The following is a 17,588-nucleotide window of genomic DNA, read 5'->3' on the forward strand; positions in this document are numbered from 1 at the left end:
CCGCGGCCGGCAATGCAAAGTATGCCCTTCTTTTTTAAATCGCAGGCCAGTAGAATGTGACCTTCGTAAATCCAACACTGGCTACGAGGTCGTCAGGCATGCCTAAAAGCGAAGCCAACTGCATCTTCTGCAAGGTCCGGTCGGGCGAGATCCCGTCGGAAAAAATCTACGAGGACGAACTGGTCTTCGTGATCAGGGACGTTAAACCGCTGGCACCGGTACACCTGCTGGTGATTCCCAACGAACACATTCAGACCCTACTCGACGTTCCGGACGAGCGGATCGACCTGCTGTCGCACATGCTCGACGTAGCGCGCAAAATGGCGATCCGTGAGGGGATCTCGAAAAAGGGATTCCGCATCCTGATCAATACCAACTCCTGGGGCGGTCAGGTGGTGTTCCACCTGCACTTGCACGTCATCGGCGGCAAGCCGCTCAAAGGCTGAAATGCATCTCAAGCTTACCCTGGTTTCGATATTCGTTGCGCTGTTGCTGGCCTGCCCGGTCTACGCCGCGCAGCAGACCGCGGCGCAAACATGCGCTCAGGACACGGCCTGCCTAATCGACCTGCTGCAAAACGGCGGCATGTCGCACAAGCTGCAGGCCGCCCGCGAACTGGGCTCCCTGGCCGACCCGGCGGCGGTCAACCCGCTGTATGACGCGGCCCGGTCCAACGACCAAATGCTGGCAACCATCGCCGTGGCCTCCCTGGGACGGATCGGCCAGCCCGCCGCAGCCGAGCTGATTAAACTCGCGGGCCAAAGAAACCCCTTTGTACGCGCCGCCGCGGTCGAGTCGCTGGGCAACCTCAAGGGCGACGAGGTCGCCAGCGCGCTGGTCCAGGCCACGCACGACAAGGACCGCAACGTACGCGCCGCCGCCGCTATCAGCCTAGCGGGTACGGGCTCGAGCAGGGCCTACATCGCCATCGAGCCGCTGCTGCGCGACCGCTCGCGCAGCGTGCGCGCCTCGGCCGCCAAGGCGCTGGGAATCCTGGGCGACCCCAAGGCCGCACCATCACTGGCCGAACTGCTCGACGACATGGACCTCGAGGTTGCCCTCGAGGTCGTGGCCGCGCTGGTCAAGCTCGGGCCCGAGGCCTCGAGCGCACCGCTGATCGAGCTGACCGGCAAGGGGCCCTCGTTCATCCGGGCGCGCGCTTGCACCACCCTGGGCATGCTGCGCGAGCCGTCCGCGGTCAAGCCGCTCATCGACTGTCTAACGGCCTCGGATCCCAATCTGGTACGCGCTGCGATCTACGGGCTGCAGCTGATCGGCGATGCGCGGGCAATCGCACCTTTGAAAAATCTTCGCTACAATCTCCAGCAGGTGGACGGCAAGCCGATCTATCAATGGGCTGCCGAGGCCATCGCGAACATCGAATCGCAGCAGGGCGTCCGGTAGTAAGCCGCCGGGGCGCCCGCCCCGGTTGCAAATGAAACTCTTCGAACCCAGGTTCTCCAAAACATTCTGGTGGTGCCTGACACTGCTGTGTCTGGGGTGCATCGTGGCGCATCACGCGGCGCACAATCTGTGGCAGATCATCTTGCTGCCCAGCGAAACCCGGGTGGCGCGGTTGGTCCCAGGGACGGTTAGCATTGAGCGCCTGGAGCGCGTCGGGACCTGGCGGCTGAGCGACTCGGCGGGGCAGGTCAACTACGCCATCTTAACCACGGCGGTGGAACCCGAGGTGGAAGGCTACCGCGGGCCGATCAGCGTACTGATTGCCATCGACTCTCAGGGACGAATCAGCGCCGCAGAGCTGCTTGAACATCACGAGACCCCGTACTACATCAACCTGCTGCTCGAACAGCGCTTTATCGACCGGCTGGTGGGGCTCGACCTGAGCGCGGCTGATCCGCAAGTGGACATGGTTTCCGGGGCCACGGTCAGTTCGCAGGCGATCCTGCGCGACGTGAGCGCCTCGTCGCTCACATTATTGCACGGCCTCGGGACGCTACAGGTCGACGCGCCGCCGTTGCAGATCGATTGGTACCGCGCTGCGCTGGCGCTAAGCGCACTGCTGTTTGCAATCGCAGCCTTGGCCTTACGCTCCAGGCTCCCTTGGCTGCGCTGGGTAGTGTGGATCATCAACTTGGCGCTGGTCGGGCTGTTGTTAAAAGCGCCGCTAAGCTTTGCCGGACTGGCCGACCTGGTCGCGGGCAGGCCGCCGGGCGCGCTTAATATCGACGCGGCGCTGATCCTCTACGCGGCGCTGCTGGGCTCGCTGCTCTTCGGACGCTTCCACTGCCGGGCGGTCTGCCCGTTTGGCGTTATGCAGCGCTTGGTTGCCGCGGCGTCTCCGGTTGCACGTCGCTCGACCGGGTCCGCGGGCGCAAGCGCCGTGTTCCTCGCGCAAATGCCGCTGCTGGTGCTCGCCGGTCTGACAATCGCCACCTTCGGCTGCGGGCTGTGGTCGATCGCGCCGTTCGAGCCATACGCGCTGCTGTTCAGCGGCTGGCGCGATCCGCTACGCCTGGCCTACGCCGGGCTGGCGTTGCTGCCGTGCCTGTTCTTCCCGCTGTTCTGGTGCCGCTTCGTCTGTCCCACGGGCGCGGGCCTCGACCTGGTATCGCGCCTGGCACGGCGTCGGATACGGCCCTGGACCGCGACAAAGGATCGCGACGATGAGCAGTAGAGCGCTGCTGCTGGTCTGTTTCGCCCTGGTGCTCATGGCTGCGCTGCTGGTCGCCTGGTACAATTTCGAGGCTGAGCAGGCGGTGATCACCGGCCACCGCAAGTTCGACGTCGATCGAGTTGAGCAGCTGATCGACGAGTCGCGGCTGTCGGGCAGAGAGGCCGCCTACTACCTTGATCAGCAGGAGATCGAAAGTGGCCGCTGAGGCAATGGTCCAGTGCCTGCTGTGCCCCAAGAGCTGCCGGCTGCTTCCCGGCGAGCGCGGCGACTGCCGGGCGCGGGTCAACCTCGACGGCAAATTGATCAGCCTGGTCTACGGCAAGGTCTGCTCGGCCAACATCGATCCGATCGAGAAGAAGCCGCTGTTCCACTTCCTGCCGGGCAGCAGCGCCCTGAGCGTGGCCACGGCCGGATGCAACCTGCACTGCCTGAACTGCCAAAACTGGAGCATCAGCCAAGGCGACCCCGAGGATGTGGAAAACTTCGACCTGCCGCCGGAGCAGCTGGTGCAAAGCGCGCTGTCCAACAACTGCAGCATGATCGCCTACACCTACACCGACCCGGTGATCTTCTTCGAGTACGCCCTGGACTGCTGCACCCTTGCCGCGGAACGCGGCCTGCGCAACGTGCTGGTCAGCGCCGGGTTTATCAACCGCAAGCCGCTGCAACAGCTCGCACGGGTGACGCACGGCGCGAACATCGACCTCAAGGCGTTTTCCGACGACTTCTATCGCCGGGTGACCACCGGCCGACTGCAGCCGGTGCTCGACGCACTGGTGACGCTCAAGTCCGCGGGCGTCTGGCTCGAGATTACGAACCTGGTGATCCCCACGCTCAACGATGACGAGGCGCAGGTTAGACAGATGTGCCGCTGGATCGTACGCGAGCTGGGACGCGACACGCCACTGCATTTCTCGCGTTTCTTCCCGCGCTACAAGATGCGCGACCTGCCGCGCACGCCCGCCGCGACCCTGCAGCGGCTGCGCAGTCTGGCGCAATCCGAGGGACTGGACTACGTGTACGTGGGCAACCTTGGAAATCCGCAGTTCGAAACAACCTACTGCCCAAGCTGCGGCGCGGCCGCCATAGTCCGCCGGGGGTACTCGATCGTGCAATACGATTTGCACAACTCAGCGTGCGCCGCATGCGGCCGCCGGCTCCCAGGAGTATGGGAATGAGCGCCGGATCGCGTAGGCGTTTTATCCGCGGGCTGCTCTTTGCCCTGGCTGCAATCGGCGTGGACCGACGTCGGGGCTCGAAGCGCAGGCCGCTTGGCGATACAATCAACGGCAGGCTGTCCAAACACGAGGCAGCCCACTACACGGTTTTGAAACGGAACAGAGGGAAACACCAATGAGACCCGTCTTGATCGGCGTTGCGCTGGTCGCCGTACTGCTGCTGGTTCTTTGCAGCGGCTCGTGCAAGTCGGCCGAGGAACCGGCCGAGCAACAACCGGGGGCCGAGCAGGGCCGTCCGGTTGGTGCGAACAAAGACAGGAGCGATGTGATGGAATCGGTTGCAGCCGGACGTTTCTATCCCGGGCAGAGCCGCAAGCTGACCCAGGAAGTCGACGAGTATCTGCGCCAGGCCGACGTGGAACAGATCGAGCAGGACGTCTTCGGCCTGATCTGTCCCCACGCCGGATACGTCTACTCCGGGCCGGTGGCGGCCTACGCCTACAAGGCGGTGCGCGGCAAGGTCTACGATCGGGTGGTAATCATCGGACCGAGCCACTACGCGGCCTCCTCGGGCGTCTCGGTGCTGGACAAGACCGAATACCGCACCCCGCTGGGCTCGCTGAAGATCGACACCGAGTCCGCACGCGAGATCGTGCGCAAGGCCAGCTGGGCCGACGACGCGATCGGCCTGTTCAGCCAGGAGCACAGCATCGAGGTTCAGTTGCCGTTCGTGCAGACGGTGATCCCCGACCCGCAGGTGGTGCTGATCGCCATGGGCTCCCAAAGCCTCGAACTCTCCACGCGGCTGGCGCAGCTGCTCGACGAGCTGTTCGCGGATAAGCGCGTGCTCTACATCGCCAGCAGCGATTTGAGCCACTACCATCCCTACGATGCGGCCCAGGCCATGGATCACCAGACGCTGGATTTCATCGAGCGCATGGACTCGGCCGGTCTATACCAGGCGACGCGTTCGCGCGATGTCGAGCTGTGCGGCCTGGGTCCGGTGCTGACGTTGATGGAGCTCTACCGCCTGCGCGGCGGCCAGGACGTGCGCGTGCTGCACTACGCCAACTCCGGCGATACCTCGGGCAGCAAGGACCGGGTGGTGGGCTACGGCGCGGTGGCGTTCGTCGGCGGCGTACAGCGTTCGGCGGGCACGGGCGAGGGCGGATCGCAGGACGAGTACCTGACCAAGCAGGAGAAAGTCGAGCTGCTGCGCTACGCACGCCAGACCGTGGAGACCTTCGTGCGATCCGGGGATAAACCCGATTTCGAACCGCAGAGCCCCACGCTGCGGGCCGACGGCGCGGCCTTTGTCACGCTGAAAAAGCACGGGGACCTGCGCGGCTGCATCGGGCAGATCATCGCCCGCGAACCGCTGTGGCAATCGGTGCGCGACATGGCCGTGGCCGCGGCCAGCCAGGATCCGCGCTTCCCGGCGGTGCGGCCCGACGAGCTGGACGAGCTGCACATCGAGATCAGCGTGCTCACGCCGCTTATCAAGGTCGAGAACGTCGAGTCGATCGAGGTCGGACGCGACGGGCTGCTGATCCGCAAGGGAATCCGCCAGGGTCTGCTGCTGCCGCAGGTGCCCACGGAGTACGGCTGGGACCGCCGAACCTTCCTCGAGCAGACCTGCCGCAAGGCCGGGCTGGACTTCGACGACTGGCAAAGCGGAGCCGAGATCTACAGCTTCCAGGCGATCGTCTTCTCCGAGTGAACCCTTGCCCGGCAAACGCGCAACAGCCGCGGAATGCGGCGCCTGAGCCAGCCTTGCCTTTTGCGCCGGGCGGCTGATATTTTGGAACCACAATGACATGCTCTTTGAATCCTGAAGATGCGAGGGGGGTCTACCTCAAGACCTTCGGCTGCCAGATGAACGAGCTGGACTCGGCCAAGATGCTCTCGCTGCTCGTAGCGCACGGCTATCGCCGGGTGGACGATCCGCGGCAGGCGTCGCTGATAGTGATCAACACCTGCTCGGTGCGCGAGAAGGCCGCGCAAAAGGCACGCTCGGAACTCGGTCGGCTGGCGCGCTTCAAACGCCATCGACCCGAGCTGGTGATCGCCTACGTCGGCTGCGTTGCGCAGCACGAGGGCGGCGCGGCGCTGGCGCGCGAAGCAGGCTGCGACATAGTGCTGGGCACCGGCGACCTGGACCAGCTGCCGCAGTTGGTTCAGCGCGTCAAGCGCCACGGCAGTCGGCTGGCGTTGACCGACGGGCTGGGACGCGATCCGTTCGCCCACGTGCTGCACGAGCCCACGGGGCCCAGCGCCTTCGTGGCTGTGATGCGCGGCTGCGACAACTACTGCTCTTACTGCGTCGTGCCCTTTGTCAGAGGTCCGGAGGTCAGCCGTCCGCGGCCGCAGATCCTGGAAGAGGTCAGGCACCTGGTGCGCGGCAATGCGCGCGAGATCGTGCTGTTGGGACAGAACGTCAACTCCTACGGCAAGGGCCTCTACAGCCGTCTGCGTTTTGCCGACCTGCTGCGCTCGGTCGCCGCGGTCCCCGGGGTAGAACGGGTGCGATTCGTCACCAGCCACCCCAAAGATCTGGACAGCGCGCTGATCAGGGCGATGGCCCAGGTGCCGCAGGTTTGCGAGGCGATCCATCTGCCGGTGCAGTCCGGGTCGGATCGGGTGCTGCGGCGGATGAACCGCGGCTACAGCACGCAGCGCTATGAGGAACTGATCGCCGAGCTGCGCGAGTCGCTGCCCGAAGTGGTTCTGACTTCCGATCTGATCGTCGGCTTCCCCGGCGAGACGGACGAGGATTTCGAACGGACCTGCGAGCTGATCGAGCGCGTGCGGTTCGCCGACTTCTTCTCGTTCATCTACTCGCCGCGGGCTCCGGCGCGCGCGGCAAAGTGGGAGGACGACGTTCCCGAGCCGGTCAAGCTCCAGAGACTCCAGCGGCTGCACAAGCTACAGCGCCCGATCACCATGGATCACCATCGGGCGTTAATCGGCCATAGAGTGGAAGTCCTGGTCAGCGGCACCAGCAAGCTCGACCCCGCGCATCTCAAAGGTAGGACCAGGGGCGGACAGATCGTGAACTTCGTCCCGCAAGAGGCCCGGGTCGGCGAGTTGGTCAACGTGTTGGTGTGCGCGGCACACGCCAACAGCCTCTCGGGCAAACAGTGCTGAAGCGAGTGAGGCACGCAAGATGTTAATCGAGATGAAAATCAACGGGCTGGCAATGGATCCCTACACCAACATGCCGATTGTGATCCTCAAGGACCTGGAGCTGAAGCAGTCGCTGCCGATCTGGATCGGCATCCTTGAGGCCAGCGCCATCGCCACGGAGCTTGAGCACATCGTGCTCTCGCGCCCGATGACCCACGATTTGCTGAAAAACATCCTCGATCAGCTCAACGTCCAAGTCGAACAAGTGCAGATCGTCGACCTGCGCGACAACACGTTCTACGCCAAGATCAAGCTGCTGATCGACGAACAGACGATCGAGATCGACGCGCGCCCCTCGGACAGCCTGGCGCTGTCGTTGCGCACCGGCGCGCCGATCTGGGTCGACAGCTCGGTGATCGAGAACTGCCGCAGCATCGAGCTTTCAACCGAAACGACCGAGATCGACTGCGAACAGCACGAGAAACTCGCCGAGCTGCTCGAGACCCTCAACGACAAGGACTTCGGCAAATATAAAATGTGACCCTGGATTATTTTCCTTGCCCAGATTCAACCAACTATTTTCGATCCTACGCGGATCGCCCGCGGCCTGGCTTTACGTGCTGGCTGCCGCAGTGACGATCTTCGTTGCCAGCTCGCTTGAGTCGACCGGCGTGCGCCAGATTGTTGCGCACCAGGACAAGCTGCTGCATTGCGCGGTGTACGCGGTTCTGGGACTGCTGCTCGCCCGAGCCCTGGGCATCAGCCGAAACTGGAACAGCAGCAGGGCGCTGCTGCTGACCGCCGCGCTACTCAGCGTTGCGTACGGTCTGAGCGACGAGCTGCATCAGTCCTTTGTTCCCACGCGGCATTGCGACGCGTGGGATCTGGCGGCCGACGCCTTGGGCGCTGCGATCGGCGCTGCGCTGTACGTCTTTATCTCCGCGCGCCCCAGAGCAATTGACAAGGGTAGGGCGGCTGAATAGAATAGCGCCCCGGCCAAGTACGCCGTAGCGGGGGAGTATATCCTGTGGCACGAAAAAAGGTTAAAATTACAAGGAAAATGCTGAAACAGCCCGACGAGTTCGTCAGCACGACTACTGAGGCGATCTCCTGGGCTGCCGAGCATTACCGCCTGCTGGTCGCAGTGGGAGCGGCTCTGTTGGTAGTGCTTAGCGCCGTGTTGATCGTGCGCAACATCCAGCATACCCAAATGGTCAAGGCCAACGAGTTGTTCGGCCAGGCCAACGTCGCCTATAACGCGTTCGTCGATCCAACGGGGGAGGGCGTTGACGCTGAGGGCGTGCGGCACCAGATGGTGTTCAAAACAGAGCAGGACAAGTTCAGCAAGTCGCTGGAGAGCTTCGAGCTGGTGACCGAGAAATACCCCGACACCTCGGTGGGCATGCTCTCGCTGATGTTCTGCGGCCACTGCCTGGTCAAGCTCGGCGAGTACGAGCGCGCGCGTGAATATTACGATCGCTTCCTTAAAACCGAATTCGACGACCTGTTCATGAGGCAGCTGGCGCAATCGAGCATCGGCGAGACCTACATGGCGCAGTCCCAGTGGGACGCGGCGTCGCAGTCCTTCGAACTGCTGTCCAACGAGGCGCTGGACAGCCTGCGGCCCTCGATCCTGTTCAACCTGGGCATGAGCCAGGAACTCGGCGATAAAACCGATCAGGCGATCGCGACCTATGGCACACTGGTCAGGGAGTACGCTGGCAATCCGCTGGCAAAGTCGGCCATGGAACGCACCGCGGCCCTGGGCGGCAGCCCGTTTGGCTCCGGCGCGAATCCTGACGAGCCGAACATCCGGCTGATGCCGATGGATCAAACCCTGGACATCGGGGAATAAGGCTGGTTTGCAGATGATCGTGATCAGCGGCAGACAAAGGGCGACCCTGGCGATACTACTGATAACGGCCCTGGCGCTGCTGCTGTGCGGATGCAACAGCGGCACGATCGGCGCGCGGGTGATCGTCTCGCCCGACGCCTTTGTCCAGCGCGCCGCGTTGCCCTACAAGGTCAAATGGGTCAAGGATCTTGGCTCGGGCGAGCGTTACATCGACGACACGCCGTTCGAACGCTCAGTGCCCCTGGTCGTGGACGAGACAATCTACGTGGGCTCCACAGCCGAAATCTTTACCGCGCTCAACGCCCGCACCAGCAACCTGATCTGGCAGTTTCAACCCGAGGGAGCCGTGGAGTCCACGGCTGCGGTCGATAGCGACAAGGTCTATTTCGGCGACAGTAACGGCAAAATTTACGCCCTGAATCGTGATTACGGCGACCTGGTCTGGTCCTACCGCACCAAGGGCGAGATCCTCTCGAAATTGACCGTCAGCAACGACGTGGTCTACGCGGCCACGAGCTTCAACCGCGTGCTGGCGCTGAACGCGAACAGCGGCGAGCTGCTGTGGCTGGCCGACCACGATCCGGCCGACGACTTCACCATTCGCGGAGTCTCCAGTCCGCTGGTGACCAAAAATGCGATCTACGCCGGTTACGCCGACGGCAGCCTGGCGGCCATCGACCCGGCGACGGGTAAGGAGCTGTGGTCGAACACGCTCAAGCGCGGACAGCGCTTCATCGACGTGGACGCCACGCCGATACTGCACAAGGGTCGGCTCTACGTGCCCAGCTTCGACGGCAAGCTGTATTGCCTTGAGGCCGACACCGGAACGATCGTCTGGAGCTTCGAGCACGGCGGCGTGAGCCGGGTGGCGATCCACAACGGCCGGATCTTCTTTTCCAGCGACGATAATCAGTTCTACGCCGTGAGCCTGCAAAACGGCGAGCTGATCTGGTCGTTCAACGTCAAGGCCGACTACGAGCTCGACTCGATCTACAAGAGCAAACGCTCGCGCAACCAGATCCCGGGCCAAGCGGCGATCGTCAACGACGTGGTGGTCTTCGCCAGCATGTCCGGCTACGTCTATGCGCTGGACATGCAAAGCGGCGTAAAGCGTTGGACCTACTTGCCCGGCGAGGGAGTCACCAGCGGCGTGGTCGCCTATAAAGACCGGCTGTATTTCCTGTCCAACGCGGGCAAGCTGTACTGCCTGCGTCAGTCCGGGCCGCCGCAGGGCTACTGATCGATCCACAAAAAGCGTGGGGCATTTTCCGGAACAGGGTATTTTTTCAAACGCTCTAGTTGACATAATATATCTTATCGGAACTTCTATTCGGATTAAATCCTATGCCCTCATGGCCCTATCGGTTAAACTCCCACGCCGTACACAGATCCCGCTTGGAGCGTCCAAACCTTGTTACTTAAGTCGATAGTCCTGGGCATCGTTCAGGGGCTCACCGAGTTCCTGCCCGTGTCCAGCTCCGGCCACTTGGTGATCGGCCAGCGGTTGCTCGGGCTGGAGCCGGACTTGCTGTTCGACGTACTGGTTCATTTCGGCACGCTGCTGGCCGTGCTGGTGGTGTTTCGCCGCGACATTTACCAAATCATCATTGACTCGTTGCGTTTTATCAGACGACCTCGAGGAGCGTTGACCAACGGCTCGCGCATGGCGTTGATGATCGTGATCGCCAGCGTGCCCACGGCCCTGATCGGCCTGGCATTCAAGGATTGGTTCGAGTCGCTTTTTCAGCGACCGGCGTTGGTCTCGATCACTCTGGCGCTTACCGGCGTCTTGCTGCTGGCCACCCGCTGGTCCGCGCATCCCAGCCGCGACCTGTCGCGGATGACGATCTGGATCGCGCTGTTGATCGGCACGGCCCAGGCCCTGGCGATCATTCCGGGAATCAGCCGTTCGGGAGCCACAATCGCCGCCGGGCTGTTCCTCGGACTCGAACGCGAGTTGGCGGGCCGCTTCGCCTTTCTGATCGCAATTCCGGCGATCCTCGGCGCTGTAGCTCTTCAGGGATCATCCATTGACCTGACCGGACTTGATACGAGCTATGTTTTAGCCTTATTCTTAGGCGTGGCAGCCAGCTTTATCAGCGGGCTGATCGCGCTTTACGCCTTGATCGGCATCGTACGTCGCGGCAAGCTGTACCTGTTTGCAGCCTACTGCCTGCCGCTGGCTTGCATATACGGCATTTTCTGTTTAATTACAGGAGTTTAGCATGAAAAGGGCTCTAATAACGGGCATTACCGGCCAGGATGGCTCGTACCTTGCGGACCTGTTGCTTGAAAAGGGGTACGTGGTCTCAGGCATGGTGCGCCGATCAAGCACCGAGACTTTCAGCAGGATTGAACACATCCGCGATCAGATCAGCATCGTTCAGGCCGACCTGCTCGACCAACTAAGCCTGATATCGGCCATTGAGAAGACCGAGCCGGACGAGGTCTACAACCTGGCCGCGATGAGCTTCGTACCCACATCCTGGAACCAGCCGGTACTCACCGCGGAGTTCACCGGCGTGGGCGTGACGCGCGTGCTTGAGGCGATCCGACAAGTCAATCCCAAGATCCGCTTCTATCAGGCGAGCAGCTCGGAGATGTTCGGCAAGGTCCAGCAGGTTCCGCAGACCGAGAAGACCCCCTTCTACCCGCGCAGCCCCTACGGCGTGGCCAAGGCCTACGGACACTTCATCACGGTCAACTACCGCGAGAGCTACGACCTGTTCGCCTGCTCGGGCATCCTGTTCAACCACGAATCGCCGCGTCGCGGCCTGGAGTTCGTCACGCGCAAAGTTACCAACGGCGTGGCGCGGATTAAGCTCGGACTGGCCGATCGACTCGATCTGGGCAATCTCGACGCGCACCGCGACTGGGGATTCGCCGGCGATTACGTCGATGCGATGTGGCGCATGCTTCAGCAGGACGAGCCCGACGACTACGTCGTAGCCACGGGCCAATCCCACAGCGTGCGCGACCTGGTCCAGGCCTCGTTCGATCACCTGCAGCTTGATTATCAACAGTACGTACATGTCGATCAGTCGCTTATTCGTCCGGCCGAGGTCGACCTGCTGATCGGCGACGCGAGCAAGGCCAAGCAGAATCTCGACTGGACGCCCAAGGTCGATTTCGCCGGTCTGGTCGGAATGATGGTCGACGCGGACATCGAGCGGCTCAAGGAGCAAACGGCCTAATGCGGTTGCTGGTCACCGGGGCCGAGGGGTTTGCCGGCAGCCATCTGCTGCAACGGCTGATCGAGGACGGCCACGACGTGGTGGCCTCGATCCTGCGCAAGGACCATCCGTGCAACCTGGTCCACGTTCCCGGCGACTACCAGGTCCACGAATGCGACCTGCGCGACAATCAGGCCGTGACAACGCTGGTCCACGAGGCGCGGGTCGACGCGATCTGCCATCTGGCGGCGATCGCCTTTGTGCCCCAAGCTTTGGCCGATCCGCGACGAGTGGTCGAGACCAACGTACTGGGAACGCTGAACCTGCTCGAGGCGATCCGCACCCTCGAATCCGACAGACCGCGCCTGCTGTTCGTCAGCAGCGCCGAGGTCTACGGCATCCAGCCCACCGAGGCTTTCCCGCTGACTCAAAACACGCCCATTGCGCCGGTCAACCTCTACGCCTCGACCAAGGCCGCGGCCGAGGTGCTGGTCGGCCAGTACGCGCGCGCTTTCGGCGTCGAGTCGATCGTCGTGCGGCCGTTTAACCACGCCGGACCGCGCCAGGAGCCGTGCTTCGCCCTGCCCAGCTTCGCGCGACAAATCGCCTCGATCGAACACGGCGCTCAGCCGCCGGTACTCAGCGTGGGCAACCTCGACGCCCGGCGCGACCTGCTCGACGTGCGCGATGTGGCCCGGGCCTACGAAGCACTGATCGCAGAGGCGCAGCCCGGCTGCGTCTACAACCTGTGCTCGGGCAAGGCGCGGCGCATCGGCGACCTGCTGCAAAAACTGCTCGATCTTTCAACAGCCCAAATCGAGGTCCGGCCCGATCCCGCGCGCATGCGCCCCAGCGACATTCCGCTGATGGTCGGCAACAATCAGCCGATCGTGAGCGACCTGGGCTGGCGACCGCAAATCGAAATCGAGACAACCTTGAGCGACATCCTGGAATACGCGCGCGCCTCAATCGAATAAGGTCCGGCACAGGCCGATGCGCCCTCGCCCCCCCTCCCTCATTGATCGCCGCAACCTGTTGCCCGCGCTGCTGGTCGGCCTGCTGTTGCTCGAACTGTTGCTGGGGCTGGCCTGGGTCGAGCTCGGCGGCGTGGGCATGGGGATCTTCGAGATCCGCAACGCCCGCGAGATCGCGGGCCACATCCCCGGCGACCTGCCCGGATTAATCCAGCGCTGGAACGCCCACCACTACTACCCGCCGGGCTACGACAGCGCCCTAGCCCTGGTCTACGCCGTGGTGCAAAACGATGCTTCGGGCCTGCTGATCTTCAACTGGCTGCTGCTGTGCCTGGGCTGCTGGGGGATGGTCGATCTGCTGGGCAGGCGCGAGGGCGCGATCGCCGCGATGCTTTTCAGTCTATTACCCGGGGTGTCGTTGGGTCTGCACCTGGCCGCGCGCGAGTACGCCCTGACCTGTCTGATGCCCTGCCTACTCGCCGCGCTGTATCACAGCGACGGACTGCTGCGGCTGCGGCGCACGTTGCTCGCCGCGCTGTGGTTCTGTCTGGCAATGTACGCCAAATGGACCTTCGCGGCCCAGGCGCTGATCCCGGGGATGGCGTTTCTAATCGCCGGAAGCAGCGTTCGGCCGCTGCGTCTGCGCACCAGGCTGGTCAACCTCTGCGTCGGCGGCGCCCTGTGTCTGGCTCTGCTGTCCGCGTGGTACCTGCGCGGCCTGGATACTCAGGCGTTGCTCTTCGCCTCGGCCAACGACCCCAGCGATCTGAGCCTGTGGCAAACGCTGAGCTATTATTTGCGCAGCTTGGTGAACGACCAGCTGCTGTGGCCCGCGGCGCTGCTGGGCCTGGCCGCCCTGCCCCTGGCGCTGTACAGCCGCCGGAGGATGGCGCTGCCCGCGTTGCTGTGGTTGATCGGCCCGATCGTGGTCTTTACGCCCTTGGCCCATTGCGAGGCGCGCTATATCCAACCGGTGGTGGGCGCTGTCGCGCTGCTCGCGGCCCTGGCCCTGACCGCACTCCCCTCGCGGCGCGTATTGCAGCCGCTTACCATTGCGGCGCTGGTGCTGCTGGGGTTGTACGGGGTGACCCTCGATAAATTCCAGCGGCCGATGCTGCTGCGCGACAGCGGCACGCGCGTGCAGGTCAACGGGCTGTCCTGCTTCGGCCTGGCCCGGGAATACGTCGACTGGCTGGATCAGACCCTGCCGCGCTACGGCGTTGAGGGTGCTCCGGCGCGGGCAATGCTGCACCCGCTGTCAGCCAACGACGTGCTGCTCGGACCCGAGATCGTAGGCTACGAGCTGTTGCGCCAACGCCGACGCGCGTCCGGCCCGTGGTCGGTTGAACTGATGACCCACGAGCGTTTGGGCGAGTTCATCTGCGATCTGGGTTCGTACGACCTGCTGCTGATCCCCGATCAGTTGGCGCAAGCCACGCTCGACACTCAGCGCAGCATGGCCCGCGGCTGGCTCTCCGAACAGGATCCTGCGCTGGAAGAGCTGATCGATTGGTCCGACCCGGCGTTGCTCGGATCGATTGAGCGCCAAATGCGACCCGTGGCGCGTTTTACCTCGTATTGTGCGGCGGGCGGAAATCGCGGATCGGGGATTACGTTGTATCAGCGCAAGATCCCCGGCGAGCCCCCTGCCCCGCAATGCGCACTGGGACTGCTCAGCGAATCGCCGACTCTCTACTGATAGTTCGTGTTGATTACAGGTCGATCGGTTTGTCGTAGCCGCTGAGCTCGACGTAGCCCTGGCCCGAGACCGTCTGGGAGCCCAGCGTCCCCTGCACGCCCACGGCACCCTCCCAATAGGTGATCTGGGTCAGCCGCGGCCGGACCTCCTGGTCGCGCAGCACCGGCAGCACCACCAGGTCCACGTCGTATTGCGGCACCTTGATCCGCCACGAGGATGGGTACTTGGCGCGCGACTCCTCGCTGGTCCAATAGCTCAACGGCCTGATCTCGAAGCTCTCGGAGTAGAAGTGCTCGTAACTGCCATCGGGCATTACGATCGTCCCGGACGAGCACGGATCGATCCCGCCGTCGCTGGTGTGCAGCGTGAACAGCATCAGCTCGTGATCGTTGTCCAGCTGAATCGAGAACCAGTCCCAGCCGACCAGGTTCTCGGCGATGGTCGGCGAGAGCACCTCGTGGTCCATCCAGGCCTGGCCGCTGACGCGTAGCGGCTCGCCGTCGCGCACCATCGTCCCCTTGACCTCGAGCCTGGTCAACGAGGTGTAGTACGAGGCGCCGCCTTGCTCACCCTTGCGCGAGTAGCCGTTCTCGCCGTGAAGCACCGGCGGCTTGAGCGGGTTGACCAGCAGGTCAATGCCGTAGCCGGGCATCTGCGCGCTGAGGTACCAATCCTCGCCCAGTTGCATCGCCCGCCAGTCCTCGTTCCAGAGCACGAATTTGTCGCTCGACGCACCGCCGCGCAGCGGCTTTTTCAGCCCGATGCGCTCCGCTTGATTAAAGGTGCGGCCCTGCATGTCGGTGATCGTGAAGTGCGATACGTAGGCCGGATTGGAGACCCACCAGACCGGCACACCCAGCCGGAACTCGCCCTCGGTGTGCTTCTTGAAAAACACCAGCTCGAATCCGTAACGCTCGCCGTTGTCGGCCTCGAGGTGTCCGGTGAAGTACCACCACTCGAGGTAGTAATTATCGTGGGCCCAGTGATCGCGCGGAAAGCTCAGCTGATAGTCGGGTTTGACCGGATTGTGCAACGGCGAGTTGGGGCAGCCGCCCAGGGTCGTGAGCGCAAAAATCAGCGCCAACAACAGAACGATCCTGCGCATCAGGCCACGCTCCCGACCTCGAGCTTGGTCAGCCACTTCAGCGGTTTTACATATCCGGTGAGTTCCACAAAGCCCTTGCCCGTGACCGGCACGCCTTGGCAGGTGCCGCTGACGCGCACGCTGCCCTCCCAATATTGCGTAAGGGTCTTGCGCGTGCGCATCTCCTGTTCGGGCATTATCGGCGTGATCTCCAGATCGACCTGCTTGTCCGGAATGCGTAGCCTCCAACGCACCGGATAGGTAACCTTGCTGCGCGGGCTGGTCCAGCTCTGGAGCGTCTGAAGCTCTATCTGCTCAAAATCGATCGGCTCGGGCGGGCCCTGAGCCGGCACCAGCAAGCCCTTACTGTAAGTGTCGTAACTGCCGTCGTGCAACGCCAGCATGTAGAGCATCAGCTCGACGTCGTTGTCCAGCCGCAACGAGAACCAGTCCCAACCGCGTTGCTCGGGTCGCAGCTGATAGCTGCCGAACTCGTGATCGTGCCAGGCCCGGCCGTGGACCGCCTGGGGCACACCGTCCACGAACAGCACGCCGTCGGCCTCGAGGTTGGTGTAGCTGATGTAGTGCGTGCCCCGCTGCTCTCCCTTGGCGAAGTAGCCGCCCCGGCCCTGCAGCACCGGCGGCTTGTTCGGCCGCAACAGCAGCGTTAAATCAAAACCCTTCATCCGCACACTGAGCAGGAAATCGTCGTCGATCTGTTTTAACGACCAGTCGCCGTTCCAGACATAGAGCCAGTCGTACATCACCCCGGCGTTGCCGTTCTTGTCCTCGTGATCGCGGGCGCGCCGCTCCTCGTAAAAGTGCGTCCCGGCGTTCTCGTCGATGATCGCGAAGTGCGCCATGTGCGCCGGGTTGCTGTAGTTCTTGATCGCGATGGATCCGGCGATCTTGTCCTGGTCCGTGCGGCGGGAGAAGAAGGTCACCTCGAAGGCGTACTCCCGGCCGTCCTCGGCGTCCAAATGCCCGGTGAAATACCACCACTCGGTTCGGTAATCGCGATGGCCCGCGTTGTCTTGCGGCAGCTCGATGCGGTTGTGCGGATCGGCCCGTCGATAGACCACGTGCTTTGAAGCGCACCCGGCGATCATCGCCAGCGCCAGCATGACCGCCGCAAGGCGCAGGGCGCGTCGAGCGCGGTTCAGACGCAAGGCGTCAGCCCCTCTTGCAGTTGATCGGGCAGCGGTCTGCCGGTGCGTAGGGCTGCCAGCTCCCAGGTGTAGTCGTAGAGGTGCAGCCCCTTGGAGCTGGCGATGATCTCGCCGTCGTCCACGCCGATCTCCTGGGCCATGTCCTCCTTGACCATCTGCAGCGCGGCCAGGTTGCTGGGTAATCCGGCCCACAAATCCCAGGAACGGAAGTAGAGAATGAAGTGCAGCTTGCCGTCGCGGATCCGCGTGTCCACGCCGCGCAGGCACGGCGGGTCGTCGTAGTCCAGGGTCTTGGCGCTGCCCACGGCCATGTAGGCTTGGTTGGTATTCGGACCCTGCTCGCGATACATCTTAATCACCTTGGGGATCTGCACGGCCAAGTCCTCGCCGTAGGTGTAGATCTCGTTTTCGCTTTTAGCGTCGGTGATCAGCTTCTCCAAGTACTGTTGCACGTACTCCATATCGGTCGGCGGCGGGATCGACATGCCCGGCGGCATGTCCGGGATCAGCGGCCGCTGTGAGGGATGCTTGATGCAGATCGAGACGAAGTCGTACTCCAGCCGCCGATGCCCCTGCCAACTGCCGCGATCGATCTGGTAATCCGAGCCCTCATCGAAAATCGAGTAGACCGCTTGAAACCACGCGTCCGGAATATCCCGGGCCTCGATATGTACACATTTCATCGTTTTTAC

18 protein-coding genes are annotated in these 17,588 nt (G+C 63.1%); 15 read left to right on the top strand and 3 right to left on the bottom strand.

Going from position 1 to position 17,588, the window contains the following annotated elements; translation table 11 throughout:
* Positions 1–98 precede the first annotated feature (98 nt).
* From P9M14_12440 to P9M14_12510, 15 genes are all read left to right on the top strand, one after another.
* Complete coding sequence (locus P9M14_12440; protein ID MDP8256550.1) at positions 99–446, top strand: histidine triad nucleotide-binding protein; 348 nt, start codon at positions 99–101, stop codon at positions 444–446.
* Position 447: 1 nt separating this feature from the next.
* Complete coding sequence (locus tag P9M14_12445; protein ID MDP8256551.1) at positions 448–1,404, top strand: HEAT repeat domain-containing protein; 957 nt, start codon at positions 448–450, stop codon at positions 1,402–1,404.
* A 31-nt stretch (positions 1,405–1,435) separates the two neighbouring features.
* The gene (locus P9M14_12450) at positions 1,436–2,638 is read left to right on the top strand and encodes an FMN-binding protein (GenBank protein ID MDP8256552.1); all 1,203 of its coding nucleotides are present in this window, start codon (positions 1,436–1,438) and stop codon (positions 2,636–2,638) included.
* The gene (locus tag P9M14_12455) at positions 2,628–2,843 is read left to right on the top strand and encodes a hypothetical protein (GenBank protein MDP8256553.1); all 216 of its coding nucleotides are present in this window, start codon (positions 2,628–2,630) and stop codon (positions 2,841–2,843) included. Before P9M14_12450 ends, P9M14_12455 begins: the two co-directional genes overlap by 11 nt.
* On the top strand, positions 2,833–3,816 hold the full coding sequence (gene amrS / locus P9M14_12460; protein ID MDP8256554.1) for an AmmeMemoRadiSam system radical SAM enzyme: 984 nt from the start codon (positions 2,833–2,835) through the stop codon (positions 3,814–3,816). The genes P9M14_12455 and amrS overlap by 11 nt, the downstream gene beginning before the upstream one ends.
* Positions 3,817–3,991: 175 nt before the next feature.
* On the top strand, positions 3,992–5,536 hold the full coding sequence (gene amrB / locus P9M14_12465) for an AmmeMemoRadiSam system protein B (GenBank protein ID MDP8256555.1): 1,545 nt from the start codon (positions 3,992–3,994) through the stop codon (positions 5,534–5,536).
* A gap of 104 nt (positions 5,537–5,640) precedes the next feature.
* Positions 5,641–6,963 carry a tRNA (N6-isopentenyl adenosine(37)-C2)-methylthiotransferase MiaB gene (miaB, locus tag P9M14_12470; protein ID MDP8256556.1) on the top strand — a complete coding sequence of 441 codons (1,323 nt, stop codon included), beginning with the start codon at positions 5,641–5,643 and terminating at the stop codon, positions 6,961–6,963.
* A 19-nt stretch (positions 6,964–6,982) separates the two neighbouring features.
* A complete protein-coding gene (locus P9M14_12475; protein ID MDP8256557.1) occupies positions 6,983–7,483 on the top strand; it encodes a bifunctional nuclease family protein in 501 nt (166 codons plus the stop codon).
* A gap of 16 nt (positions 7,484–7,499) precedes the next feature.
* Positions 7,500–7,925 carry a VanZ family protein gene (locus P9M14_12480; protein MDP8256558.1) on the top strand — a complete coding sequence of 142 codons (426 nt, stop codon included), beginning with the start codon at positions 7,500–7,502 and terminating at the stop codon, positions 7,923–7,925.
* 77 nt (positions 7,926–8,002) lie between these two features.
* Positions 8,003–8,797, top strand: coding sequence for a tetratricopeptide repeat protein (locus P9M14_12485; protein MDP8256559.1), 795 nt, complete (start codon positions 8,003–8,005; stop codon positions 8,795–8,797).
* A 13-nt stretch (positions 8,798–8,810) separates the two neighbouring features.
* Entirely contained in the window at positions 8,811–10,037 is a 1,227-nt protein-coding gene (locus tag P9M14_12490; GenBank protein MDP8256560.1) for a PQQ-binding-like beta-propeller repeat protein, read from the top strand.
* A 171-nt stretch (positions 10,038–10,208) separates the two neighbouring features.
* Positions 10,209–11,021, top strand: coding sequence for an undecaprenyl-diphosphate phosphatase (locus tag P9M14_12495; GenBank protein ID MDP8256561.1), 813 nt, complete (start codon positions 10,209–10,211; stop codon positions 11,019–11,021).
* A 1-nt stretch (position 11,022) separates the two neighbouring features.
* Positions 11,023–11,991 carry a GDP-mannose 4,6-dehydratase gene (gene gmd / locus P9M14_12500; protein ID MDP8256562.1) on the top strand — a complete coding sequence of 323 codons (969 nt, stop codon included), beginning with the start codon at positions 11,023–11,025 and terminating at the stop codon, positions 11,989–11,991.
* Positions 11,991–12,947, top strand: coding sequence for an SDR family NAD(P)-dependent oxidoreductase (locus P9M14_12505; protein MDP8256563.1), 957 nt, complete (start codon positions 11,991–11,993; stop codon positions 12,945–12,947). Before gmd ends, P9M14_12505 begins: the two co-directional genes overlap by 1 nt.
* Before the next feature lie 16 nt (positions 12,948–12,963).
* Positions 12,964–14,643: a hypothetical protein gene (locus P9M14_12510; protein MDP8256564.1), complete on the top strand. Its 1,680-nt coding sequence runs from the start codon at positions 12,964–12,966 to the stop codon at positions 14,641–14,643.
* A 13-nt stretch (positions 14,644–14,656) separates the two neighbouring features.
* Here the strand turns inward: P9M14_12510 and P9M14_12515 are convergent, their stop codons facing one another.
* Genes P9M14_12515 through P9M14_12525 form a run of 3 tightly spaced genes read right to left on the bottom strand, consistent with a single transcriptional unit; the run spans position 14,657 to position 17,579 of the window.
* Entirely contained in the window at positions 14,657–15,748 is a 1,092-nt protein-coding gene (locus P9M14_12515; GenBank protein MDP8256565.1) for a lipocalin-like domain-containing protein, read from the bottom strand.
* Entirely contained in the window at positions 15,748–16,896 is a 1,149-nt protein-coding gene (locus tag P9M14_12520; GenBank protein MDP8256566.1) for a lipocalin family protein, read from the bottom strand. The genes P9M14_12515 and P9M14_12520 overlap by 1 nt, the downstream gene beginning before the upstream one ends.
* Positions 16,887–17,579, bottom strand: a complete 693-nt coding sequence (locus P9M14_12525; protein MDP8256567.1) for a thymidylate synthase — start codon at positions 17,577–17,579, stop codon at positions 16,887–16,889. The genes P9M14_12520 and P9M14_12525 overlap by 10 nt, the downstream gene beginning before the upstream one ends.
* Positions 17,580–17,588: the final 9 nt, after the last annotated feature.

Origin of the sequence: Candidatus Alcyoniella australis, assembly GCA_030765605.1 — a bacterium.
GTDB lineage: Bacteria > Lernaellota > Lernaellaia > JAVCCG01 > Alcyoniellaceae > Alcyoniella > Alcyoniella australis.